This is a genomic window from Nissabacter sp. SGAir0207, from assembly GCF_005491205.1.
GTDB lineage: Bacteria > Pseudomonadota > Gammaproteobacteria > Enterobacterales > Enterobacteriaceae > Chimaeribacter.
The window spans coordinates 2,817,405-2,841,771 of sequence record NZ_CP028035.1 but is presented as its reverse complement, the minus strand read 5'-3'; the positions used below and the strand labels follow the sequence as shown (position 1 = coordinate 2,841,771).

Here is a 24,367-nt window from a genome sequence, read left to right as displayed (position 1 = left end):
TAACAGTTCCATGAATGTGAAGGATTGTGAGTAAAATGATTAATTTCGTTGCGAAGAAATAACACGATTCTACAAAGAAGGCAACATCATCTCTTGAGATTGTTAAAACGAACGTGCTGCCGCGTAATTCGCTGGTAAGTAGCCCCTTTCTACCGGCTTTTTGCTGAAGATCTGGTTACCCGGTTTTTCAGCAAAGAACATCACTATTTGCCTGCCTGGCCCTCTGCGCTTGGGTCTCCTGATAAACAGGAAACAGCGAAGGGCGGTAGCGTGTCTGGAACACATAAAGAGAGGCGTATGCAAAATCCCACCATCACTTACGCCAGGTGCTGCAGTCACGCCATTACCTGAAACACAGCCGTTGCTTATGCATATGGCCGTGAAATGTAAACCACATTCACTGATCTTATGCGGGAAAAAGGGATCAGCAGGAATTTGATAGGACACAAGGAGTGAACATGAGCACCACCCCCCCGATAAAATTCAATCATACCCATCACCTGCTGGCGGTGCAGGGATATAAGCTGGCGCTGGATGTGCTGGCCTTTGAAGGCGATGAAGGCCTGAGCCGGCCGTTCAGCTACCGCATTGAATTCACCAGTGCCGACCACGGGATCAGCAAAGAGATGATGCTGATGAAATCCGGCTCCCTGACGCTGCAGGCCCCGCTTGACCAGGGGTTCGGCATCAAAAAGCAGCAGGTGGTCAGGGTGATTCAGGGGGTGGTCAGCGGCTTTGAGCGGCTGAGTACCTCAAATGATGAGACCCATTATGCCCTGACGCTGACCCCGCGTCTGGCCCTGCTTGACCGCTCACACCAGAATGCCATTTATCAGGACATGTCCGTTCCGCAAATCGTCGAAAAAATCCTGCGTGAACGCCATGCCATGCGCGGCCAGGATTTCCTGTTCTCACTGACCAGAGAGTATCCGCGTCGTGAACAGGTGATGCAGTACGGTGAGGATGACCTGCGTTTTATCACCCGGTTGCTGGGGGAGGTGGGGATTTGGTTCCGCTTTACCACCGACACGCGCCTGAACATCGACGTGGTGGAGTTTTATGACAGTCAGCAGGGCTATGAGCGGGGCATGACCCTGCCATCGGTGCCGCCGTCGGGCCAGCATTCGAAGGGTGTGGACGCGGTCTGGGGGATGGAATGTCATCATCATGTGGTGCAAAAGCAGGTCAGCACCCGCGACTACAACTACCGTCAGGCCACGGAAGAGATGAACACGCAGGTGGATGCGACCCGGGGGGATACCACCACCTACGGCGATGCCTATCACTATGCCGATAACTACCTGACGCTCGGCAATTCCTCTGACCGCAACCCGGTTCCGGAGTCGGGCGCGTTCTACGCCCGTATACGTCATGAACGCTACCTGAACGGCCAGACACGGACCCATGCCATCACCAGCTACCCGATGCTTGCGCCGGGTCAGGTTCTGAACGTCACCGGCGGCCATGAAGTGGCTGAGGTATTCAGTCAGGGCGTCGTCGTGACGGCGATGCACACGCATGCCCGGCGTGATGAAGACTTTGGTATCCATTTTGACGGTATCCCGGACAGCACCGATATGGGTTTTCGCCCGGAGCCCGGTGCCCGTCCGGTGATGGCCGGCACGCTACCGGCACGTGTGACCAGCACCACGGGAAATGACAGCTACGGCCATATCGACCGGGATGGTCGCTACCGCGTCAATATGCTGTTTGACCGTGATAGCTGGAAAAGCGGCTTTGAGAGCCTGTGGGTACGCCAGTCCCGCCCGTACGCCGGGGACACCTACGGCCTGCATCTGCCCCTGCTGGCAGGCACCGAGGTGGCGATTGGTTTTGAGAACGGTAACCCGGACCGGCCCTACATTGCAGGTGTGCTGCATGACTCGGCCCACCCGGACCACGTCACTATCCGCAACTACAGGCGCAACGTGCTGCGCACCCCGGCCAACAACAAAATTCGTCTTGATGATAACCGGGGTCAGGAGCATATCAAGATCTCTACGGAGTACGGCGGCAAGAGTCAGCTGAACCTTGGCCATCTTGTGGACAGCGAGAAGCAAAAGCGCGGCGAAGGTTTTGAGCTCAGGACCGACAGTTGGGGGGCCCTCCGTGCGCAGAAGGGGATATTCATCAGCGCGGATGGCCAGGCCAGGGCGCAGGGGCCGGTGCTGGAGATGCAACCGGCGGTCAGTCATCTGGGCAACGCCCGGGAGCAGATGACAGCCCTCTCAGACGACGCGCAGAAGGCGACCGCAAACCCGGCCGATCTGCAGGCGCAAATCAGCCTGCTGGAGCAGCAACTGACGGATCTCAAAAAATCGGTGCTGCTGCTCAGTGCCCCGGACGGGATAGCCCTGACCAGCGGGCAACACCTGCAGGTGTCAGCCGGTCAGAACCTGATCGCCACGGCTGGCAAACATGCTGACGTCAGCGTGATGAAAAATCTGTTTATCGGCGTCGGTAATGCGCTGAGCGTGTTTGTGAGAAAACTCGGTATCAAACTGATAGCCAATCAGGGGCCGGTGCAGATCCATGCCCAGAATGACCTGATGGAGCTCATCGCTCGTGGAGAAATCAGCGTCGTCAGTACCGAAGATCGTATCGAGATTATTGCCAAGAAGCAGGTCACGATCAACGGGGGTGGGAGCTATATCACCCTCGATGCCAATGGCATTGAATCTGCCACACAGGGGGAGTACCGGACTAAAGCCGGGCATTACGGACGAAAAGAAAAGGCTAACAAGCCAGAAGACTTCCCGAATGTGGCTCCTGAAACCACAGAACCTTTCAGTAACTTCAGTTTTTCCTGACAAGGAGTCAGTTTATGATTATCAGCCCACCGCTTTTGAAAGCGAAAGATGCCCATGAAACTGATGCGGCCTGGATTGAAAGAGTCATGACCGTAGTTGACCGCCGTGAGTATCCGGTTAACGGTTATAGTTCGTGGCATGGCGGAATACATATACGTCAGACTGACGAAGGGAGACCTGCTGAGAGCGTGCGGGCGATAGCAGATGGTACCGTCGTTTCACTCCGCAAAAGCTCAGACAAGCGCGATCAGGCACCATTTAACATCAACGCCGATAAACCCAATACAAAGGGGAGTGATGATGGTTATGTGCTGATAAAGCATGAAACCGAGATCGGTAGCGGTGATGTAGCAAAAGTGGCTTTCTACTCCCTATACATGCACCTGAAGTCGCTGGCTGAAACTGTTAAAGCCGGTGAGAAAGTTTACCGTAAGGATCCGTTAGGCCTTCCGGGCATGGTGGATGGAGTCAATGCTTTCCATTTCCAGATTTTCTGCGATGACGACAACATCAGCAAGCTGACGGGCAGGAAATCAGGAGAGCTGGATATTTCGAAGAATGGCCGCACTGATGCAGTTTACGGTGATATTCACTTTTATCTGCCTCCGCAGACAAAGTTTTATGACAAGGCCTCCGCAGATAACAGCACGTCTATCACCGGACTTTCTGAGCTCTATACCAGCAATGCGCCTCTGTATGCCAGCATGACTCTGGCCCAAGGCAACTGCACGATGGTAACGCGGCAGAAAAATACGGAGATTGATGGAAAATATGATCTGCTGGGCGAACCACTGGTTAACGCAGACGGTGAAGACTACGAGTATAATCTGTATAAAACCGCACTGAAGAATTATAAGGAAAGCCCGAGTGCCGGGTTCGAATTACTTCGCTTTGGGCGGGTGATCAATACAGACCATGAAACACTGGTACCGGCAGATGCGCCATTATGGATGACGGTCAATTACCCAGGGGGAAAGGGGGTAGTCAATCTAGCCGATCCTAGTATTAAAAAGTTTAGTGACGCTGATTTCCCTCACTGGACGGGGTGGCAACTGATTGATGATGACAGCGATAACAATAGCCAATGTAATTCAGCCATTATAAAGAAACTTCAGGAGGACGGGGACTATGATAATCAGTGTGGAAAGCTAATCTGCCATTTCCCGTTTGAATGGGAAAAAAGTACGATCGACACTCGTTTTTCATGGTTGAAAACGGGTAGTGATGAGCATGATCCGATGACGGAAGCAGATTATGTAAAATTTAAGGCCCATGCAGAGGCGCTATGCTTTGATCCTGGAATGTTTAGTTCTGGTCGGTTGTGGTATTTCGAACCAAAATCATTTATTCGACATTTCAGGACGTGCAGTTGGCTCGGCTGTGATGTAATTGAAAGAGTAATGACAGCGAATACTAGTAAAAAAAATAAAAATGCACTTGAAGGCATTAAAAACATTACATCAGAGTACTATGCGGACATAAATAGAATTATGCAAAAGTATAATTTATCTGATGCAAAAAGAATTTGTCATTTTTTAGGACAAGGTGCAGTAGAATCAGGTTATTTATTGTCTATGCAAGAAACCAGCCAGCAACAGATTATTGTCGATGGCGTTCAGAAAGGCGGTGTCATTGTTGAAGCATCAACGTTTAATGAGGCTACTGAGCTAGGTCATTGGTACGGAACTCTTGAAACCGAGAAAGACAACTATTTCTCAGGGAAAAAATACAATTCCCGTGGAGGTTATATCACAGGCTCCTATAGCTGGATTAACGGTAACTGTGGAGACGTTGATGCACAAAAATTCAGAGGTAGAGGATTTAAAATGCTAACTGGCCTTGACACATATTCAAGCTATTGGGTATATCGGGGTTGGTTGTCAAAAAGTGACTTCGATAAATATTGGTGGGATGATCCGGAGTACAAGAAAAAAAATGCAGGCGGCATGAAGAAAAAGCCACCAAAAATAGAGAACCCTCAGAAAGTGACAGAGAGCGCATATGACTGTATTGATACGGGTGGTTTTTTTATAGTCTGTTTTAAATCTAAAGTTCTCAAAGTTATGGATGAGGACAAATTTGGGAAATCGGATGATGACAACATTATTTTGAAAGTAACTAAAGGTATAAATGGCGCAGATAAAGGGATTGCAGAAAGGAAGGTAGCTACTAAAAAAGCAAAAGAGGTGATTGATGATGAAGTTTAAAACCAATTCATTTTTGTTTATGATGCTTGGTGTTACTGCTTTTAGTTCTTGGGCGGGATATTACAACACAATTGATACTGATGGTGTGAGTATTCGTTTAGATAAGGATAAAGCTGGATCTGTAAGTATTCACGATGATAAATTAAATACGGATTACTCATGCAAAATAGAAAATTGGAATGATTCATTACTCTCTGGAGTTGGAGGTATTTCTCTAACTAGTGATCATGTAGGAGTGCTTATAGCATCTGGAAATAAATATCTTGATGTTAAGGAGCTTATAGATTGTAAAGGACAGTCAATCCGCATTCATTCTATTCCATACTTTAACAATGCAATTTCTTCTATTATAGATGTAAATTTTGAGAAAAAATTAGTCCTGGCATTGGTTGTGATTGATGCTCACTTTAGATCATATCAGGCGATAGTCTCTAGGTTTAATGGGAATGATAACCTTCTGTCTGGCAAGGGATTTTGGAGTAACTCCCCATCTGAGTCAGATGAAAATAGCTTGTTTTACCCTGGTAATTCAATATATCTAGGGAAAATATCTGTCAATGGAGAATATGTTGCACCAAACGATTTGGATTGTGCGGCTGATTCGTTTCCAGGTGTGTGGGATATAGCAAAGAAAATGAAGGTTGTATTCGCAGAAGATAAAGATGACGCTGTGATTGACAGTAAGTGCAAAAAACTTTTTTCGGGTGAAAAAAAGCTGAATGAGTTGGGGGGAACGCTTATCAAGCCGAATAAATGATTTTTTGGATTCTTGTTATTTTTATTCAATTTCACTGTGCGATATGAATCTTTGAATTTAAGTATTAGAAAATATATTGGAGGTGATAAGAAAAGAATATCATTCTTCTTACCTCAGACATTACTAGAAACTGCGCAGTGGAGAGATTTAAGTGGCAGTAGAAGGTTATTACATGAGTGGGGGTTTGGTCGTTATAACTCAGTGAATCCAGCTACAGAGTATTATACTGTTTTTTATGGCAGAGGGATCATGCAACTTACATGGGCTGGACTGTATAAAACCTACGGTGAATACCGAAGTTTTCCAAATCACTCAGGCTCATATACTGATAGATTACACCCTGATGCCTCTAGGCTTACTGCAGTCTCAACTCATTATACAGCCCATCCCGATGATGGTGGTACTTTGTTCCGATGGTCTCCAAGATTTGATCCCGATATTGTGGCTGAAGATTCATACAACGCTTGTGATTCTGGTGGCTTTTATTGGGCTTCAAAAGTCTATAAACACAAAACGTCAATGAACAGAGTCGCAGATGAAGATTTTACTGCGGACAATGTTGGGTTAATTAATCGTTTGGTTAATGGAGGGTCAAATGGATACTATGAAAGGCAAGCGTACTCAAAATTTATAGGGATTTATTTGATGGATGAAGTAAATACTAACACCACGGTTAGCGTAAGTCCTACTGGAAAGTCTCACATTGTTGTGGACTTAACAAAATCATAAAGGTATTACTATGAAATATGCTTTTTTCTTTTTGTTCGTTTTTACCAAAATTGCATTTGGTTGTGATAATGATATTTTAGATGTTAATAGTGCAAAAAATATTTCTGCAAAGGTTTTGCTGAAAGACAATGATTCGTTGGAAGTATCAGTTTCAGAAGCCGGCAAGCAGGTTAATCAAGAAAATGTTGATGTGTCATCGGAGAAAAAAAATCACATTACATTTGAAGATTACAATCGTGATGGCTATAAAGATTTTAGTATTTGGCATCTGGATGAGGGAATGGGTACTTATAAAATCTATAGATTATTTCTCTTTTCCCCTGCGGACAAAAAGTTCAAAGAGATAAAGCCTACATGCGGCGATAACTTTGTTAACGTAAGGATTGAAGGTCATGATCTTATTAATATGATTTATGACGATAACACCCCAAAGTCATGCTCTATCCCCCTCAAAAGTCTTAAATAACTGCATACGCCCGTATACGTCATGAACGCTACCTGAACGGCCAGACACGAACCCATGCCATCACCAGCTACCCGATGCTTGCGCCGGGTCAGGTTCTGAACGTCACCGGCGGCCATGAAGTGGCTGAGGTATTCAGTCAGGGCGTGGTCGTGACAGCGATGCACACGCATGCCCGGCGTGATGAAGACTTTGGTATCCATTTTGACGGTATCCCGGACAGCACCGATATGGGTTTTCGCCCGGAGCCCGGTGCCCGTCCGGTGATGGCCGGCACGCTGCCGGCACGTGTGACCAGCACCACGGGAAATGACAGCTACGGCCATATCGACCGGGATGGTCGCTACCGCGTCAATATGCTGTTTGACCGTGATAGCTGGAAAAGCGGCTTTGAGAGCCTGTGGGTACGCCAGTCCCGCCCGTACGCCGGGGACACCTACGGCCTGCATCTGCCCCTGCTGGCAGGCACCGAGGTGGCCATTGGTTTTGAGAACGGTAACCCGGACCGGCCCTACATTGCAGGTGTGCTGCATGACTCGGCCCACCCGGACCATGTCACCATCCGCAACTACAGGCGCAACGTGCTGCGCACCCCGGCCAACAACAAAATTCGTCTTGATGATAACCGGGGTCAGGAGCATATCAAGGTCAGTACGGAGTACGGCGGTAAGAGTCAGCTGAACCTTGGCCATCTCGTGGACAGCGAGAAGCAGAAGCGCGGCGAAGGTTTTGAACTCAGGACCGACAGCTGGGGGGCCCTCCGTGCGCAGAAGGGAATATTCATCAGTGCGGATGGCCAGGCCAGGGCGCAGGGCCCGGTGCTGGAGATGCAGCCGGCAGTCAGCAATCTGGGTAACGCCCGGGAGCAGATGACAGCCCTCTCAGACGACGCGCAGAAGGCAACCGCGAACCCGGCCGATCTGCAGGCGCAAATCAGCCTGCTGGAGCAGCAACTGACGGATCTCAAAAAATCGGTGCTGCTGCTCAGTGCCCCGGACGGGATAGCCCTGACCAGCTGGCAACACCTGCAGGTGTCAGCCGGTCAGAACCTGATCGCCACGGCTGGCAACAATGCTGACGTCAGCGTGATGAAAAACCTGTTTATCGGCGTCGGTAATGCGCTGAGCGTGTTTGTGAAAAAACTCGGTATCAAACTGATAGCCAATCAGGGGCCGGTGCAGATCCATGCCCAGAACGATCTGATGGCACTGCTGGCGCGCAGGGAAATCAGCATTGTCAGTACGGAAGATGAAATCAAAATCATCGCGAAGAAGAAGCTCACCCTGAACGGTGGCGGCAGTTACATCACCCTGGATGGCAATGCGATTGAGTCGGCGACGCTGGGTGAATACCGGACTAAAGCCGGGCACTACGGGCGAAAAGATAAGGGCAGGGAGCTAAAAGACTTCCCGAATGTCGCACCTGAAACGACCGAACCTTTCAGTAACTTCAGTTTTTCCTGACAAGGAGTCACAACATGATTATCAGTCCTCCATTTTTGAGAGATAAAGATGCCACTCAGTCTGACGCAGACTGGGTGGCAGCGATGATGCCTGTCAATTCTCGCCGGGCATATCCTCTCAATGCATCAGAGTCCTGGCATGGGGGTATCCATATATCGCATACGGATGCAGGCATAACGCCAGAAAAAGTGAGGGCAATCGCCGACGGGACGGTGGTATCGTTCCGCAAGCCCTCACCGCCGGAGAAAAGAGACCAATTCCCACTGAAGTATGCCCCTGTCAGGGGAACGGATGATGGCTATATATTATTGAAGCATGAGACAGAGATTGGTTCCGGAGAGGGTGGTAAGGTTGTTTTTTACTCTCTGTATATGCATCTGAAGTTTCTGGAGGCAGAGATAAAAGCTGACGCCAAAATCTACCGTAAAGATCCGCTAGGCTCCTCCGGAATGACTGATGGCCAGAATGAATTTCACTTCCAGGTTTTCTGCGATGACGACAATATCAGCAAGCTGACGGGCAGATGCACGCAGGAGCTGGATATTTCGAAAGACGGTCGCACTGATGCTGTTTACGGTGATATCCATTTTTATCTGCCAGCAGGGACAACGTTTTACGACAAGGCACCGGCAGATAACAGCACTTCCACAGCTGGTATTTCTGAACGCTATACAAGTAATGCGCCTCTATATGTCAGCATGACCATGTTACAAGGCAATTGTACGATGGTGACCCGGAAAAAAAATACGCAAATTGACGGGAAGTATGATCTGCTGGGTGAACCGCTGGTTAATGCAGACGGTGAAGACTACGAATATAACCTTTATAAAACCGCGATGAGGAATTATAAGGAAAGCCCGAGTGCCGGGTTCGAATTACTTCGCTTTGGGCGGGTGATCAATACAGACCATGAAACACTGGTACCGGCAGATGCGCCATTATGGATGACGGTCAATTACCCAGGGGGAAAGGGGGTAGTCAATCTAGCCGATCCTAGTATTAAAAAGTTTAGCGATGCAGATTTCCCCCACTGGACAGGATGGCTGTTGGTTGATGATGACAATGATACACACAGTCAGTGTAATTCGGCGATCATCAAAAAGTTGCAGGAAGAAGGCAGTTACGAAACTCAAAAAAACAGGCTTATCTGCTGCTTACCATTCGAGTGGGAAAAAAGCACAATAGATGTCAGGTATAAATGGTTGATGACCGGTCTGCCCTGGGAGCAGTGTACGCCGGAAAAAACGGCCATATGGCAGGTTCCCGGGTCGCAGGAATCAAAAGTACGTATGCTAATGAGCGAGGAAGACTATGACAAATTTAAGCAACACGCAGAAGCGCTGTGTTTTGATTCAGGAGCTCTCGGTAGCGGAAAATTGTGGCATTTCAACCCTGTGGATTTTATTACTCACATGAGACTTTGCAGTTGGCTCAGTCTGAACGATATTATTAAATTGGTGAGAAAGTATCAAAAATCACCTGTGGCTGTTTATGATCGTCGACATCCATTAACCATCGATGAACTAACAAAGCGATTAACTGAAGAGGGCACGAACAGTGCAGGGGATGTTAAACGTCCTGCGGCGATAAATGAGGCTCTCCCCAAGATACTAAATAAATATGGAATTAATACACCAATCAGAATTTCACACTTCTTTGGTCAGATGGCTGCTGAAACTGGGCGATTCGATAGTTTAGTCGAGCTAGGCTCTGCGAACTATTTTTCTATACACTACGATCCGGGCACGGATCAGGGTCATAAGTTAGGGAATACACTGACTGGTGATGGAGCTAGATTTAAAGGTCGAGGATCTATTCACCTAACTGGAAGGGCTAATTATGGTCATTACAGTGAATATCGGCAAGGTTCAGGTTCTAATTACTTCACTACAGAACCCCATAATGATCTGATTGTAGAGGATGCATTTTTTGCATTTGATGCCGGAGGTTATTACTGGTCCAGTAAGCAAAAATATATAAGCCGCAATGGGCGACTTGTAGCCTCAGGAAAATTAGGTATAAACTATTGGGCTGACCAAGGTGCGACTCATAACGATGCAGAAGAGGTTACAAGGAGAATAAATCCAGGGAGAATGGCGTTTGAGGACGTCAGGTGGCCTGCGTTTAAGCACGCGTGGTATGTGCTTAACGATTCTACAGAACAAGAAACCGATTATTTCGCCATTAAGGAATAAATATGAAATGTTTAAAATTGCTAATCGTGTTATTTGTGTCGATGACCTTTTCTGCATTTGCAATGAGTTCAAATTCAAAATTGACTCCTCAGCAGATAGTCATTAACTTTATAAGTGACTATGAGCAGTGGAATGAAGAAGCTACGCAAAATCTAAGTGAAGACACTGGTTTTCAGGCAAAAGATGAATACATTAAATTACTTAATAAGTATTGCACTCAGTCTACAAGCAGGATTGGTTATGATGTCTATGGTCAATACTCGTTGCATATTGCTGATGGGGAAAAAATACTCAGCACTAAAAAATATGATCAGGAGGTTATAATTAAAACAGGAGTGTCGTCTAGATTTGGCGACACAGGCGCTGACATGGATTATTTTGAATATCATTTGATTTTGGATAAAAACAAATATTTAATTGAAGAAGTATATCAGTTGTCAAAATATGGTAAAAAAACCAAAACATTATAACTTCATAAATTTGATTCTTAGATGCTCTCTTGCAAAAAGTTTGCTGGGGCATCTGATTTGAAGTTTGTTAATTTTAGCGCTTCAAGTTTTATTGTGGTTATTTTTCTGAGGAAATATATTTTATTCCCTAAAGCATTTTCCTGAATGTTATCCACGACCGGTCATATCAACAGGGTACCTGATAATGGAATTACTTCAGAATCAATTGGTAGATGTTCAGTTCTAGTTAATGGTGGCGGGTATGGATATTTTGAACGACAGGCCTATACACGGTATTCGTTCTACTATTTAAATGATGTCGTAACAACAAATGCCAAAGAAACAGTTCAAGTACAAAGAGGTCGTAGTACTGTAAAAATAACTATTGATTACACCAAACAGTGCAAGTGAGAGATGGTTGATTATGAATAATACAATTTTACTATTGGGCTTTGTAAGTGCTATTAATTTTTTTTCATTGGGTGCGTTTGCGAATGATGTGGATGTATCATCGGCAGTCAAAAGCTATACATACAAGGATGGAGAACCTTACGGCCTATCACAGGTATATCAAATTGATGCACCAGATACTGGTTTCCCTCCTTATTATATTTTCCAGAGGTTGGGGAAAGGGAATGCATATCCATTTGTTTTTAACCGTGAAGGACTACCTGGTAAATATGAGCCATATAGTCGATGTAACGTAGTGCTGAAAGTTAATAATCAATATCTTATACCTAACAGGGATTATAAATCTGGATATGCCGAAGATTCTGAACCATGCCTCGGCATCGATAGAATGCAAATAATTAAAGGTAGTAAGGATATTAAATGGTATGTAACCGAGGCTTTATATCAGTCGGAAAGTGATACACCAGATAGAACTGAAGAATTATATTTTTATTCTGGCGGTTTTTTTTGTTTCTCAAAAGAGATTAGTTCAAAGCTAGCTGCGGGCAAAATTAAAATAAAAGACCTCGAAACTTTTTCTGTGAATGAGAAATACTTCGAGGAATGTGATAAATAAAATCCAGTGAAGACTTCCAGTAACTTCAGTTTTTCCTGACAAGGAGTCACAACATGATTATCAGTCCTCCATTTTTGAGAGATAAAGATGCCACTCAGTCTGACGCAGACTGGGTGGCAGCGATGATGCCTGTCAATTCTCGCCGGGCATATCCTCTTAATGCATCAGAGTCCTGGCATGGGGGTATCCATATATCGCATACGGATGCAGGCATAACGCCAGAAAAAGTGAGGGCAATCGCCGACGGGACGGTGGTATCGCCCGCTGGGCTCAGCAGCTGGTGCCGTGGCTGTCGGGTTCTCAGCAGCGCATTCCGCTGCGTGGCCTGATGTTCAGCCTGCCGGAGAATAAATCTGCTGATACGTCAGAGGGAACAAAAGGTGCTGCACCTGCCGACGCGGAGAAATATATCCCCGAATCACAACGTCATGCGCTGACCCTATCGGTAGCCTGGTAGGGGATTGTTGACGACTGCTCCCGTATGCGTGGTTGCCGTGTCGGTATGGCGTGGGAGCAAAAGTTTACGTTTTGCTTTCCCTGGTGCCGATAGTGTCAGCCAAAGTATGGATTGGATGATAAATCAGCCTTACAACATTACTGACAGTAAAGGGAAAATCCTGTCGGCTGGTACGGTGGATAGTTCAGATCGCTTCCCAAAAATAGTACTTCCGGAAAGCGAAACATTAAATTTAGTCATTGGGCGAGAAACATGGGTTAAAGAAGACCTTTCTATTTCATCAACTGAAGATGAAAGTGTGGAAGATTTTGGAGATGAAGAATCTGATGCCGATATTTATTTGAGTGAAGTTAATTCTGTAGAAGATAGAAAGTCAGCATTGACTGAATCAATGATTGCAACTTTTTTAAAATTAACAAAGGTTAGTTGATAATGTTAAGTATGCTTATGAAAATTACGTTAAGTATGGCTATCTTGTTTTATAACTTCGGTGTATATGCTACATGTCTGAAAGAGGGTGATAAGGTTGTACTCTCAGGAGTAATGAAAGAAGAGTTGTTTTACGGTCCGCCCAACTGGGGGGAAGATAGGAAGCATGATGAAAAATTACTCTACTGGGTCCTACATTTAAGCAGTCCGCTAAAGTGTGTGATTGATGCTAATACTGAGCAAGAGGGTTGGAACAGCAATGTGCAACTCATTATTAGCGGTGATGATTATAAGATCAAACGCAATTTACTTAATCACCATGTCACTGTAGAAGGAAATGTTATGCTTGCTGTCACTGGTTATCATATGACTCCAGTTTTACTAAAAAACACCAGTTTTGAACCAGCGAAAAAAAATAAAAAAGGATGATGTATGCGATTTGTAAAAGCGACATACCATCTTGAAACTAAAACGGTTGAGTACGAAGCTAGTAATGGTACTCGTTTGCTAAAAACTGCTGGGACATTGAATTGGCGATTTAACAATCCCGGGAATATTATGGCATTGCCTGAGGCCAGTAAGCAAAAAGGACGGATAGGTGCCGGGACCGTATATAATCCGAAAAAAAACACATTCGTGATTTTTTCCAGCATTGAAGTTGGGGAGCGTGAAAAATGTGCATTGTTGAAGCGAAAATACCGAGATGACACCATATCTAGCATGATGTCGCAGTATGCACCTGAAGCCGCAGGAAATGATCCCGTAACTTATGCCAATTTTATAAGCTCAGAGAGTGGAGTTGCAAAAGATAAAAAAATATCTGACCTTAATGATAATGAATTCGACAAGGTTGTGAATGCAATCAGTAAAAAGGAAGGTGGCTTAAAGCCCGGTACTGAAAAATGGGTTTATGTGACAAATGTGACTGTTTCTGATGGCTCTCGACCAGTTGCAGATGTGCCATTTAAGGTGACACTAGGAAGTACTACCTACCAGTGGAAAACAGATAGTTATGGCAAGCTCAGGACAATTATCCACACGAAGCAAGGAATGACTATTGTCATTAAATATACTAATTCAGCAGGAAGAGAGGATGTTGTTTATTCTGCGATTGCTGGAGATGAAACGAAAAATATTGTGCTTACGAGAAATTTTTCGCAATTCTCTGCAAAAACACTTGTTGACAACCCAAAAACCGAGCGTGAGAAGAGCATTCGCAAGCCGATAAAGTACATAGTTATGTCGGGAGACTCACTCGCAAAAATTGCTGCTCGTTATAAAACAAGTACTGATGAAATTGCCAAAAACAATAATATAAAAGACGTGAGTAAGATCTTCCCCGGTCAGCACTTGACAATTTATGGTGTTAATACTGATGATCCTTCTATATATATGGTTTCACCGGGTGATACACTAGCTAAGATAGCAGCACAAAATGGCACAACTGTTGATGAACTCGCTCGTCGGAACAATATCGCAGATCTAAACAAAATCTATCCAGGCCAGCCGATATTGATTTCAAATGATGTAGAATATTCAAGCAGCCATCCTGTTTCCGCTACTGACAAACAGGCACCCAAACCTAATCTCCTGGTTGGTAGCACTTCGTCTAAAGTGCAATCGGTTAATTCAAATATAAAAGTATTAGAATCAGTAGGATCTAAAAAATCGGATAAACCGATAGCCTTGCTTCCTCATGAACAGCGTGAGGCTCCATGGATGCAGAAAGCAATGGCAGAGGCCAAACTGTGGGGAGGTCTTAAAGAAGATAAAATTGGGCATAATTTTCATACACTGGTTAATTCTAAATGCAAATACACACTTACTAATACTGCATGGTGTGCCTCTTTTGTTAATTATTGCTTTAAGGAAACATCTTATAAAATATCTAAAGGGTTTGCTGGATCTAATTCATTTGTTGGTGATGAAAATTTCAAAAAAATATCATTACCAATCTATGGTTGTCTAATGGTTTGGCGTCGAAACGGGAAAGGACATGTGGCATTTGTCTATGGAAGAGATTCAATTAGTGGAGAGATAATTGTTCTTGGTGGGAACCAAGATGACTCGATTAATTTTATGCTTGAAAGTGACACTACGAAAGTGCTAGTTGGTTATTATATCCCGGCTGCATATTCAGAGTTAAATCGAGGTGGGCTCCATGTATTTGATGTTGTTGAGTTAAATAAATCAATAAATATCAATTATGTACGTAAATCGAAAGGTAAAAATAAAATAGCGATTAAGGATGGGTAAATGTTTATTAGGTTATTGCTGATTTCTTTTTTCTTTTTTTGCTTTAATGCTTACTGTGGTGAAAGAGGCTATTATTTGTTTGTAAGCGGTAATGTTGAAGGGAAGGAAATATACCAAAACTATAGAAAGGAAAGCGAAATGTACGGAGGGAGCAAATCGTGCTGGGCGAAAAGAACTGGGTCGGAAATCTCAATTTCTTATGTTAAAACCATCCCCGTAGGAATTACATCTCAACTAATTGAAGATGCTATAAATGATAAATATCCTAGTCTTAGTATTTTGAGGCATAAGCTTTTATCTTTTCATGATGATCAGATATCACATGGGTTTGATGCAATGATATACATAGAAAAACATAATGGTAATGCAGTCTTAACCTTGATACCTCTTGAAGGAAAAATAGCGACTGAAACAGTTAGGTCAATTGACTTTCAGTCATTAGACTTAGGTTTATGCAAAGTCCTGTCTGTCGTCGACAAATATTATTCTCCATAATTTCATGGTTTTTTGAATAAATCTAACTTTTATAGAAATTGAAGTATGAAATTTTCTACGCTTTGATAGCGCAGGAAAGTGCCCTGACCAGCGGGCGATGGTGCTTTGGCTTGTCCGTTTGCAAATGCTGTCATAATGGGAAAATAATTTATGAGGAGTGATATGAGCTTTAAATTGAGTAGAGAAAATATCAATATGTAGCACAACTAAGGTGGTCTATGAAACGATTAATTACTATGCTTGCTTGTTTCTATTCAATAAATGCTTTTTCTGGTGATCCTGGAGGGATATCTCTGTATGTTAAGCCATTGGCATCAGCTATAGATTATAAATACGTGATTGATGGTTTTTTTAGGAACTATTATGGTGTTGACAATGCAAACACTCCAACATGTAATTCAAATGACTACACGCCCTTTATAGATAACGTATATTTAAATTCAAATGTAAAAGGTATTGATAATCAGGATCTTCTTCAAGCTATACATTCTCGCGACTCACGGATGAAAATTGCCAAGGTTTTATCAGAGTTTAAAGATGATAGAGTTTCTGGCTTTGATGGGATTATGTTTTATGAATTAAAAAATGATGAGGTGATTATTTATACATTTGACTCGAAAGATTTTATTGCGATTTACACAACTAAAGTTAAAGTTGAAGATTTAATATCTAAAAAAATACTTGGTGAAACAATATGTAAATCTATCAGTTCAAAGATACTTCCTCCTGCGCCATAGTGCAATTAGTCAAAAGAATATTGGACTAAGGCCTTGTAATAACAAATGGATTTATATGATAACTGTAACTGGTTTTGATGGTTATCGACCAGTTGCATATGTGCCAATCAAAGTGATACGGGGGAGCATATAGTTATTAGAAGCAGCGGTTATGGTGGGGAACAGCCTCCGGTACCTGATTTCAATCTTAGAAACGACAATCGTCTTCTTGATCACATGTTAAGGAGATGGGGTGATATTTCAATGACTAAAACCAATTGGCTTTCTGATTTTTATTCTCGAGGGTAATTCTAGCTTTCTATTATTTAAATATTTCATGCTGTGATAAAAATAATCTGCAATGCCATGCATATATTTACCTCATTGGTTTCTCTTAATTTCTAATTATTCATTAATTTGAGAATAATAATGTCATATTCACTTAAACATTTGCCAGAACGCTATCCCAGACCGAAGCCTCTGAAGATTTCTCGTTGGCTTATTGTTCTGACAGGTATGCTTTCAACCAGTTTTATCTTAATGCGTATATTTGGGCGTTATATTGAAAGTCCGTATTTTTGGAAATTGGCTTTAGGTCTACCTGCTGTTTTGTGGAGTGTTCTGTTTACCTTTTGCCTGCTTCTTTGGTCACTGCAGGATAGCAAAGCAAATGCCTTCGACAAACGACGAGAACAGTGGATTCTTCGAGAAACTTGCATGGCACGGCGTGCACTGCAGGTACTGAATGCAACATTCATTACAGGCCACTCAGAAATTGCTCAGGAAGAGATAGCGGTTGCCATGCAAAACAACGATAGCATTATTGTTTCCCAGGTCGACCGCGATGGTAACGAAAGCATCCGCATGAGTCGAGTTGCTTCAAGTCCTTATGACACGCCAGAGTTTGTGATTACTGATATCTTTTCAAAATTGCTTGCTGACCTTCCTTTTGCACAGTTCCCTGACCAAGTACCACTGGTCGTCGTTTTGGACATATCAACCTCTTTACCTATAGAGAATATTCGTCATTACTGGGATGAAGCCTGGAAAAGAAATGAGCTAACTATACCTGTTAAATATGAGGAGGGGAGTGGCCTCAGCGTAATTGACCGTTGGCTGAATGTACGTATTAAAGATAAAGCAATGCTTCTAATTGTGGGTCTCCAGTTTAATCCCTCTGATTCCAATAACACCGCAGAGACAGGTGTAGCACTTCTTCTCGGCAACCGATTGACGCAGGAAACACTCGAACCTGTTGCGTTGCTGCACCGGCCAGATTCTGCCCCACCGGGTGAATTGAGAGAGGGGATGAAGATGGCTGCCTATAACGTCCCGCTAAAAGAAAATATAGTAAAAAATTTATGGCTTTCCGGACTGGCTGGTAGCCAGCATGCAGAAGTGATCGAGTGCCAGTATGCACACCCTATGCAGTCTGTAGAGGACGGAGCCGTCATTTCACTTGATTCGTCCATGGGGAATGCCGGAGCTGCCGCCCCCTGGCTTGCCATTGCTGCCGCAACAGAAATCGCCCGACAAACACAGCTACCGCAGATGATTATCTGTGGTGATACCACCCAGGATGTGCTGTGGAGCACGCTCGTTACCCCAATTGCTTCCCGACAGGAGATGGATCTGTGAAGCTACCTTTAGCACCGAAGACTACGGAAGGCCGCTACCTTGCTGTCGCGTTAATTCTCTTTTTACTGTTAGCCGTGATGACGGTTGTTGTCTGGAAGAGACCTGATCTTGCCGGGCTTGAGAATGGCAGTCAGCAGCAGACTTACTGGCTTATTGCTGGCGGATGTATCACCGGGTGTGTATTTATCGTATCGATTGTGCTTCTGATGGCAGTACGGAGTGCTGGAAAACAGGAGTTTGATGCGCTCGTTGACAATACCAATGGCGATGATGAGAAGAAAAAACGGGATACTGAAAAAGCCTCTGTTTCCCCAGCGGTAATGATGTTTAGCAAGATACGTGCTCATCTCCGTTCACGTATTGGTCTTTACTGGCGTGGCAAAGTCCGTTTGTTGTTGATCACTGGCGACGAAGCGGCGATTGAGCAACTGGCTCCGGGCCTGAAACAGCAGCAGTGGCTCGAAGGCAACCGTACCGTACTTATTTATGGCGGAAGCCTGGCATCTGAGCCCGATCGTGAAAAATACACTGCGCTGCGTAAATTGCGTCGCGGACGCCCATTAGACGGAATTGTGCGGGTCGTGCCCGCGACGTTTAACCTGACGCCACAAATCAGTGACCATGATTTACGCGGGCTGGAAAAAATCAGCGAACTGCTCCGCTATTCCGCACCGGTCTGGCTGTGGCAACTGTGCAGCAGCGACTGGTCGCAGTCGGCGCGCCCTGAACAAGCGGTTGGGGCAAGCTTTCCGCTGCGCGCGAAGGAAGATGATATTGTCCGCCAGCTTGAGCTGATGCTGCCGGCCCTGCGTGCACAGGGTATGAGCCAGGTCGCTGAGAATAACAGTCACGACTTCCTGCTGCGTCTGGGCCAGCACCTTAAAGACGGCGGTATCACTCGTTGGGCCCAGCAACTGGCTCCATGGCTATCTGTCTCCCAGCAGCGTGTTCCGCTGCGTGGCCTGATGTTCAGCCTGCCGGAGAAAAAATCGACTGGCACGGATGAGGATGCTGCAGCTTATGCTCCTACTGATACAGAAAAGTACGTTCCAGAATCACAACGTCATGCGCTGACCCTATCGGTAACCTGGCAGGGGATTGTTGATGACTGCACCCGTGTGCGTGGTCGCCGTGTCGGTATGGCATGGGAGCAGACGCTTGCCTGGACGCTCCTGACCATTATCGGTGTCTGGGGGGCGGGAGTGCTGTTGTCGTTTGCAGTAAACCGCCTGCAGATAATCTCTGTGGCTGAACAGGCCCATGCCTTGGTGGAGCATCCTTCCGTATCGGATTACCAACTGACGGCACTGCACACCCTGCGCAATGATGCTGGCCGCTTGCAACACCGTATTCAGGACGGCGCCCCTTGGTATCAGCGCTTCGGTCTGGATCATAACCAGCAGTTACTCGACGCAATGTTGCCTTGGTATGGCGTGGCGAACAACCGCCTGATACGCGATCCGGCAAATGCCGCCCTGATGCAGAAACTCAGTGCGCTGGCGAACTCTGCTCCCAGCAGTGACCAGCGAGCACAACTGGCGAAACCGGGCTATGACCAGCTGAAAGCCTGGTTGATGATGGCCCGCCCGGATAAAGCTGACGGTGCGTTCTATGCACAGACCATGAAAACCTTGCAGCCAACGCGGGCAGGGATCTCAACCGGCTTATGGCAAAGCCTGTCGCCAGAGTTGTGGGCCTTCTACATCGCCGAATTGCCAGCACAGCCACAGTGGAAAATCACTCTGGATACGCAGCTGGTTAACCAAAGCCGCCAGGTGCTGTTGCAGCAGATTGGCCGTCGTAATGCGGAAGGGACGCTGTATGAAAACATGCTCAAATCAGTGCGCCGTAATTTCGCTGATGTTTCTTTGGAAGACATGACCAATGGCACCGATGCCCGTCGCCTGTTTGCCACCGATGAAATAGTACCGGGGATGTTCACCCGTCAGGCATGGGAAGGGGGGGTTCAACAAGCCATTGAGAAAGCTGCTAACTCGCGTCGCGATGAAATTGACTGGGTTCTGAGCGACAGTCGGAAAACCGTCTCCGCAGACCTGTCGCCAGAGGCGCTAAAAGTGCGCCTGACACAGCGTTACTTCACTGATTTTGCTAGCAGTTGGCTGAGCTTCCTTAATAGTCTGCATTGGAACCCTGCGTACAATATTGCCGATGTGACTGACCAGTTAACACTCATGAGTGATGTGCGCCAGTCACCGCTGATTGCCCTAATGAATACGCTGGCCTGGCAGGGACAGACCGGACAGGGGAGAGAAAGGCTGTCAGATTCCATTATGAAATCGGCGAGAGAACTCGTCGGCAGCCAGGATAAACCGGTTATTGAGCAAAGTGCAGCCGGTCTGCAGGGACCGTTGGATGACACCTTTGGACCTCTGCTGACGCTGATGGGTAAAAACAAAGCCAGCAATGTGATGTCAGCTGACAGTTCTCTAAGCCTGCAGACTTACCTGACCCGTATCACTCGCGTACGTTTGCGCCTTCAACAGGTGGCGAGTGCTTCTGATCCTCAAGAGATGATGCAGACCCTGGCCCAAACCGTGTTCCAAGGAAAGAACGTGGATCTGACTGATACCCAACAATATGGCAGTCTCGCGGCTGCAAGCTTGGGGGAAGAGTGGAGTGGTTTCGGCAATACGATGTTTGTTCAGCCACTGACTCAGGCTTGGGAGACTGTGCTCCAGCCGTCAGCTGCGAGCCTCAATGATAAATGGAGACGCTCGGTAGTGACGAACTGGCACACGGCATTCGATGGGCGCTATCCGTTTGCCGCGAGCAAAAGTGAAGCTTCCCTGCCAATGCTGGCCGAGTTTGTGCGCAAGGACACTGGGCGTATTGAGCGCTTCCTGACTACAGAGTTGGGGGGTGTACTGCACAAAGAGGGGAGCCGGTGGGTACCAGATAATGCACACAGTCAGGGCCTGACATTTAATCCGGCCTTCTTGCGAGCTGTTAACCAGCTGAGTCAGCTATCAGACATTCTGTTTACCGATGGCAACCAGGAGATAAGTTTTGAGTTACAAGCACGTCCTGCACCGGAGGTAGTGGAGACCCAGCTGACCATTGACGGGCAGCAGCTGCACTACTTTAACCAGCTGGCTGATTGGCAAACTTTCCGCTGGCCGGGAGACACCTATAAGCCTGGGAGCAGACTGATCTGGACATCGACCAGTGCTGGCCCGCGCCTGTTCGGGGATTACGGCGGTACATGGGGCTTTATTCGCTGGCTGGAACAGGGTAAGCGCCAGCAACTTGACCATAGTCAGTGGATGCTGAGCTTCACTGCACCTGACGAAAGAACACTGCAGTGGGTGTTAAGATCTCAACTAGGCAGTGGGCCATTGGCGTTGCTGGCATTGCGTGGATTTACATTGCCAGATCAGATTTTCAGCGTAGATGCAGCTGAGGCCGTTCAAGCGCTGATGGACAGCACAGGAAGCAATGGCACGGATGAAATGGAGTAATAAACACATTATTGAATCTGATCTTTGCCAGCCAGACGAACAAACGCCTGCTACGACAACAGGCGTAGTCACGCATCGAAAACGCGCTGGCAGCAACGGCAAACTGACTCAGTGCCATCAGCGTGGCTGATAAAACGACCTGTGGCGGTAAGATCACGACGGGTACAGAGGATCATACTTTGTTTAATAAACCTATTGCCCGGGAACAGGATAGTGTGACCTGCGAGAAGCACGCCGGACGCCGGTGGCATTGATAACGACACCCTTCACGGCAGGCGAGTGGCTGGAACTCTCGACAGCTGCAGCACCTGCCGCTGCCAGGCTCCGTCGATGATGCAGGATACCAATGAGAAATGAGCCCCCCAGGGGGCTCGACTACTTTAAGCCGCTATTTAAGGGCGGCGCAGCGGCCGCACCTCCAGCGTGATGCCGTCGATGGCGATGACCTCCACCTCGTCGCCGGCTTGCAATGGCGCATCGCTGTGGATGCGCCAGCTGCTGTCACCAATCTCAAGCCGGCCGTAACCGTTGTGCAGCGGCGCGCGCAGGGTGGCGCGGGTGCCGATCAGCTGCTCGCCGCGCCGGTTGAGCCGCCGGGCCGCGGGGGTACCGGGGCGGCGTTTCAGCCAGAGCCACCAGCCGCCGGCGGTGAGCAGCGTCAGCAGCGCGAAGGCCAGCAGTTGTACTTGCCAGCCGAGCGGCAGTAGCCAGAGCAGCAGGCCGGTCAGCATCGCCGCCACGCCGCTCCAGAGCAGATAACCGCCCGCGCCGAGCATCTCCGCCGCCAGCAGCAGGCCGCCGAGCGTCAGCCAGATGCCCTGCGGGTGAAGCGCCAGTGTTTGCCACATCTATCTTTTGCTCTCGTTCAGCAGTTCGGCGATGCCACCAATCGAACCCATCAGGCTGGTGGCGTCAACCGGCATCATGATCACCTTGCTGTTGTTGGCAGAGCCAATCTGTTGCAGGGCGTCGGTATACTTTTGCGCGACGAAGTAATTGATCGCTTGCACGTTGCCAGCGGCAATCGCCTCGGAGACCATTTTGGTCGCTTGTGCTTCTGCCAGTGCCGCCCGCTCACGCGCCTCCGCCTGAAGGAACGCCGACTGGCGCTCACCCTCGGCCTTCAGGATCTGCGCCTGCTTCTCCCCCTCGGCGCGCAAGATCGCCGCCTGACGCACCCCCTCAGCCTCCAGAATGTCGGCGCGCTTGGTGCGCTCCGCCTTCATCTGCGCGTTCATCGAGTCAATCAGCTCCGCCGGCGGCCGCACGTCACGGATCTCAATGCGGGTGATCTTGATGCCCCACGGGTTGGTCGCCTCATCCACAATCTGCAACAGGCGGGTGTTGATGTTGTCGCGCTGCGAGAGCATCTCATCCAGCTCCATCGAGCCGAGCACGGTACGGATATTGGTCATGGTGAGGTTAACGATCGCCTGCTCCAGGTTGCTCACCTCATAGGCGGCGCGCGCCGGGTCAATCACCTGGATAAAGCAGACGGCGTCAATCGCCACGTTGGCGTTATCACGGGAGATAATCTCCTGCGATGGAATGTCCAGTACCTGCTCCATCATGTTGATCTTGCGGCCAATGCGATCCATGAAGGGCACAATCAGGTTGAGGCCGGGCATCAGCGTCTTGGTGTAGCGGCCAAAGCGCTCCACTGTCCACTGGTAGCCCTGCGGCACGGTTTTTACCCCGGCGAACACCACCACCAGCAACACCACGATAATCGGAATGACGGTAAACATAGCAAAACTCCTGTAAGGCTGTCCTGAGGTCTACGGCGGGCACGCCGCCGATCCGCAGATCATAAAACGATAGCCATAATGGGCAAGCAGAGGCGGAGAAATGCGCGAAAATCGGGCAAAAAAAGCGGGGAAGGGGGGAGCCGGCGGGGAAAGCCGGCTCCGGGGTGATGGATTGGCCGTGAATCAGTAGAGCAGTGAATAGAGTTTACGGCGATATTTTGCTGCCAGCGCATCGCCGGTGCCGAGCGCCGCCAGAATGTCCATCAGCGTCTTACGCGCACCGCCGTTGGCCGCGCCAAGGTCACGCGTCAGGAAGCCCATCAGCAGCGTCAGTGCCTCTTCATTGCGGCCCACCTGATGCAGTTGCAGCGCCAGCTTCATCGCCAGTTCGGCATCTTCCGGGTTCTGCGCCATCTGCTGTTGCAGCTGCTGGATCTCCGGGCTGTCGGCCGCCTGCTTCAGCAGCTCAATCTGCGCCACCAGACTCTGGTAACGGGTATCGCGATCCTGCAACGGCACTACCGCCAGCACCGCCTCCGCGTCATCGCTGCGGTTCAGGTGTAGCTGGGTCTCTGCCAGCAGGAACCCAATCTCACTGTTCTGGTTGCTCAACTGCCAGGCCTCTTTCAGCAGCGGCAGCGCCTCGCTATAACGCTCCTCCTGCATCAGCTGCGCCGCTTCGGCGGCTTTCAGCTCTTCCGGGCGCGGCAGCACCTTCTCCAGCAGGGCGCGGATCGCCTCTTCCGGCTGCGGGCCTTGGAAGCCGTCCACCGGCTGGCCCTCTTTGAACAGGTAAACCGTGGGAATGGAGCGCAGGCCGAACTGGGAGGCCACCATCTGCTCGGCATCGCAGTCCACTTTCGCCAGGATGAACTGGCCAGCGTATTCCGCCGCCAGACGATCCAGAACCGGCGTCAGTTGCTGGCAGTGCTGGCTACGCTCTGACCAGAAATAGAACAGCACCGGGACAGACATCGACTGCTCCAGCGTCTGGTGCAGGTTGGCTTCATTAATCTCTACAACTGTGGCTTGTGCTAGCATGGCATTCT

Annotated in this window: 18 protein-coding genes and 4 pseudogenes; 19 read left to right on the top strand and 3 right to left on the bottom strand. The window is 47.7% G+C overall.

What is annotated here, in order from left to right; genetic code table 11:
* The first annotated feature begins 458 nt into the window (after positions 1 to 458).
* The 19 genes and pseudogenes from C1N62_RS12635 to C1N62_RS12545 form a co-directional block, all read left to right on the top strand.
* The gene (locus C1N62_RS12635; RefSeq protein WP_137763964.1) at positions 459 to 2,810 is read left to right on the top strand and encodes a type VI secretion system Vgr family protein; all 2,352 of its coding nucleotides are present in this window, start codon (positions 459 to 461) and stop codon (positions 2,808 to 2,810) included.
* Positions 2,811 to 2,824: 14 nt separating this feature from the next.
* On the top strand, positions 2,825 to 5,017 hold the full coding sequence (locus C1N62_RS12630; protein ID WP_137763963.1) for a M23 family metallopeptidase: 2,193 nt from the start codon (positions 2,825 to 2,827) through the stop codon (positions 5,015 to 5,017).
* Positions 5,004 to 5,774 carry a hypothetical protein gene (locus C1N62_RS12625; RefSeq protein ID WP_137763962.1) on the top strand — a complete coding sequence of 257 codons (771 nt, stop codon included), beginning with the start codon at positions 5,004 to 5,006 and terminating at the stop codon, positions 5,772 to 5,774. The genes C1N62_RS12630 and C1N62_RS12625 overlap by 14 nt, the downstream gene beginning before the upstream one ends.
* Before the next feature lie 51 nt (positions 5,775 to 5,825).
* Positions 5,826 to 6,503, top strand: coding sequence for a hypothetical protein (locus C1N62_RS12620; RefSeq protein WP_137763961.1), 678 nt, complete (start codon positions 5,826 to 5,828; stop codon positions 6,501 to 6,503).
* 10 nt (positions 6,504 to 6,513) lie between these two features.
* Positions 6,514 to 6,969 carry a hypothetical protein gene (locus C1N62_RS23355; RefSeq protein WP_240775699.1) on the top strand — a complete coding sequence of 152 codons (456 nt, stop codon included), beginning with the start codon at positions 6,514 to 6,516 and terminating at the stop codon, positions 6,967 to 6,969.
* A gap of 5 nt (positions 6,970 to 6,974) precedes the next feature.
* A pseudogene (locus C1N62_RS12610) lies at positions 6,975 to 8,429 on the top strand (DUF2345 domain-containing protein); the annotation flags it as partial.
* Between the two features lie 14 nt (positions 8,430 to 8,443).
* Positions 8,444 to 10,624: a hypothetical protein gene (locus C1N62_RS23610; protein WP_370465566.1), complete on the top strand. Its 2,181-nt coding sequence runs from the start codon at positions 8,444 to 8,446 to the stop codon at positions 10,622 to 10,624.
* 2 nt (positions 10,625 to 10,626) lie between these two features.
* Entirely contained in the window at positions 10,627 to 11,094 is a 468-nt protein-coding gene (locus C1N62_RS12600) for a hypothetical protein (protein WP_137763960.1), read from the top strand.
* 403 nt (positions 11,095 to 11,497) lie between these two features.
* Positions 11,498 to 12,100, top strand: coding sequence for a hypothetical protein (locus tag C1N62_RS12590; RefSeq protein ID WP_137763959.1), 603 nt, complete (start codon positions 11,498 to 11,500; stop codon positions 12,098 to 12,100).
* A 53-nt stretch (positions 12,101 to 12,153) separates the two neighbouring features.
* Positions 12,154 to 12,360, top strand: a pseudogene (locus C1N62_RS23605) (M23 family peptidase); the annotation flags it as partial.
* Positions 12,342 to 12,617: pseudogene (locus C1N62_RS23600) on the top strand (hypothetical protein); the annotation flags it as partial. The pseudogenes C1N62_RS23605 and C1N62_RS23600, both read left to right, overlap by 19 nt.
* Positions 12,565 to 12,987 (top strand): hypothetical protein, encoded by a 423-nt coding sequence (locus C1N62_RS12580; protein WP_240775698.1) that lies wholly within the window; start codon positions 12,565 to 12,567, stop codon positions 12,985 to 12,987. The pseudogene C1N62_RS23600 and the gene C1N62_RS12580, both read left to right, overlap by 53 nt.
* 2 nt (positions 12,988 to 12,989) lie before the next feature.
* Entirely contained in the window at positions 12,990 to 13,415 is a 426-nt protein-coding gene (locus C1N62_RS12575; RefSeq protein ID WP_240775697.1) for a DUF4431 domain-containing protein, read from the top strand.
* Between the two features lie 3 nt (positions 13,416 to 13,418).
* Positions 13,419 to 15,242 carry a TIGR02594 family protein gene (locus C1N62_RS12570; protein ID WP_137763957.1) on the top strand — a complete coding sequence of 608 codons (1,824 nt, stop codon included), beginning with the start codon at positions 13,419 to 13,421 and terminating at the stop codon, positions 15,240 to 15,242.
* Complete coding sequence (locus tag C1N62_RS12565; RefSeq protein WP_137763956.1) at positions 15,243 to 15,737, top strand: hypothetical protein; 495 nt, start codon at positions 15,243 to 15,245, stop codon at positions 15,735 to 15,737.
* A gap of 218 nt (positions 15,738 to 15,955) precedes the next feature.
* On the top strand, positions 15,956 to 16,474 hold the full coding sequence (locus tag C1N62_RS12560) for a hypothetical protein (protein ID WP_137763955.1): 519 nt from the start codon (positions 15,956 to 15,958) through the stop codon (positions 16,472 to 16,474).
* 408 nt (positions 16,475 to 16,882) lie between these two features.
* Positions 16,883 to 18,091, top strand: coding sequence for a hypothetical protein (locus tag C1N62_RS12555; RefSeq protein WP_137763954.1), 1,209 nt, complete (start codon positions 16,883 to 16,885; stop codon positions 18,089 to 18,091).
* On the top strand, positions 18,088 to 21,570 hold the full coding sequence (locus C1N62_RS12550; RefSeq protein ID WP_137763953.1) for an ImcF-related family protein: 3,483 nt from the start codon (positions 18,088 to 18,090) through the stop codon (positions 21,568 to 21,570). The genes C1N62_RS12555 and C1N62_RS12550 overlap by 4 nt, the downstream gene beginning before the upstream one ends.
* Before the next feature lie 116 nt (positions 21,571 to 21,686).
* Positions 21,687 to 21,924 (top strand): annotated as a pseudogene (locus tag C1N62_RS12545) (PAAR domain-containing protein); the annotation flags it as partial.
* 38 nt (positions 21,925 to 21,962) lie between these two features.
* Here the strand turns inward: C1N62_RS12545 and C1N62_RS12540 are convergent.
* The 3 genes from C1N62_RS12540 to C1N62_RS12530 all read right to left on the bottom strand — a co-directional run bounded on the left by C1N62_RS12540 (position 21,963) and on the right by C1N62_RS12530 (position 24,359).
* Positions 21,963 to 22,418, bottom strand: coding sequence for an NfeD family protein (locus C1N62_RS12540; protein ID WP_137763952.1), 456 nt, complete (start codon positions 22,416 to 22,418; stop codon positions 21,963 to 21,965).
* Positions 22,419 to 23,318, bottom strand: coding sequence for an SPFH domain-containing protein (locus C1N62_RS12535; protein ID WP_137763951.1), 900 nt, complete (start codon positions 23,316 to 23,318; stop codon positions 22,419 to 22,421). It abuts the gene before it with no gap.
* 183 nt (positions 23,319 to 23,501) lie between these two features.
* Positions 23,502 to 24,359 (bottom strand): co-chaperone YbbN, encoded by an 858-nt coding sequence (locus C1N62_RS12530; protein ID WP_137763950.1) that lies wholly within the window; start codon positions 24,357 to 24,359, stop codon positions 23,502 to 23,504.
* Between the last annotated feature and the right edge of the window lie 8 nt (positions 24,360 to 24,367).

Coding starts and splice junctions, on each gene's coding strand:
- C1N62_RS12635 (WP_137763964.1), top strand. CDS start 459: ATGAGCACCACCCCCCCGATAAAATTCAATCATACCCATCACCTGCTG.
- C1N62_RS12630 (WP_137763963.1), top strand. CDS start 2,825: ATGATTATCAGCCCACCGCTTTTGAAAGCGAAAGATGCCCATGAAACT.
- C1N62_RS12625 (WP_137763962.1), top strand. CDS start 5,004: ATGATGAAGTTTAAAACCAATTCATTTTTGTTTATGATGCTTGGTGTT.
- C1N62_RS23355 (WP_240775699.1), top strand. CDS start 6,514: ATGAAATATGCTTTTTTCTTTTTGTTCGTTTTTACCAAAATTGCATTT.
- C1N62_RS23610 (WP_370465566.1), top strand. CDS start 8,444: ATGATTATCAGTCCTCCATTTTTGAGAGATAAAGATGCCACTCAGTCT.
- C1N62_RS12600 (WP_137763960.1), top strand. CDS start 10,627: ATGAAATGTTTAAAATTGCTAATCGTGTTATTTGTGTCGATGACCTTT.
- C1N62_RS12590 (WP_137763959.1), top strand. CDS start 11,498: ATGAATAATACAATTTTACTATTGGGCTTTGTAAGTGCTATTAATTTT.
- C1N62_RS12575 (WP_240775697.1), top strand. CDS start 12,990: ATGTTAAGTATGCTTATGAAAATTACGTTAAGTATGGCTATCTTGTTT.
- C1N62_RS12570 (WP_137763957.1), top strand. CDS start 13,419: ATGCGATTTGTAAAAGCGACATACCATCTTGAAACTAAAACGGTTGAG.
- C1N62_RS12565 (WP_137763956.1), top strand. CDS start 15,243: ATGTTTATTAGGTTATTGCTGATTTCTTTTTTCTTTTTTTGCTTTAAT.
- C1N62_RS12560 (WP_137763955.1), top strand. CDS start 15,956: ATGAAACGATTAATTACTATGCTTGCTTGTTTCTATTCAATAAATGCT.
- C1N62_RS12555 (WP_137763954.1), top strand. CDS start 16,883: ATGTCATATTCACTTAAACATTTGCCAGAACGCTATCCCAGACCGAAG.
- C1N62_RS12540 (WP_137763952.1), bottom strand. CDS start 22,418: ATGTGGCAAACACTGGCGCTTCACCCGCAGGGCATCTGGCTGACGCTC.
- C1N62_RS12535 (WP_137763951.1), bottom strand. CDS start 23,318: ATGTTTACCGTCATTCCGATTATCGTGGTGTTGCTGGTGGTGGTGTTC.
- C1N62_RS12530 (WP_137763950.1), bottom strand. CDS start 24,359: ATGCTAGCACAAGCCACAGTTGTAGAGATTAATGAAGCCAACCTGCAC.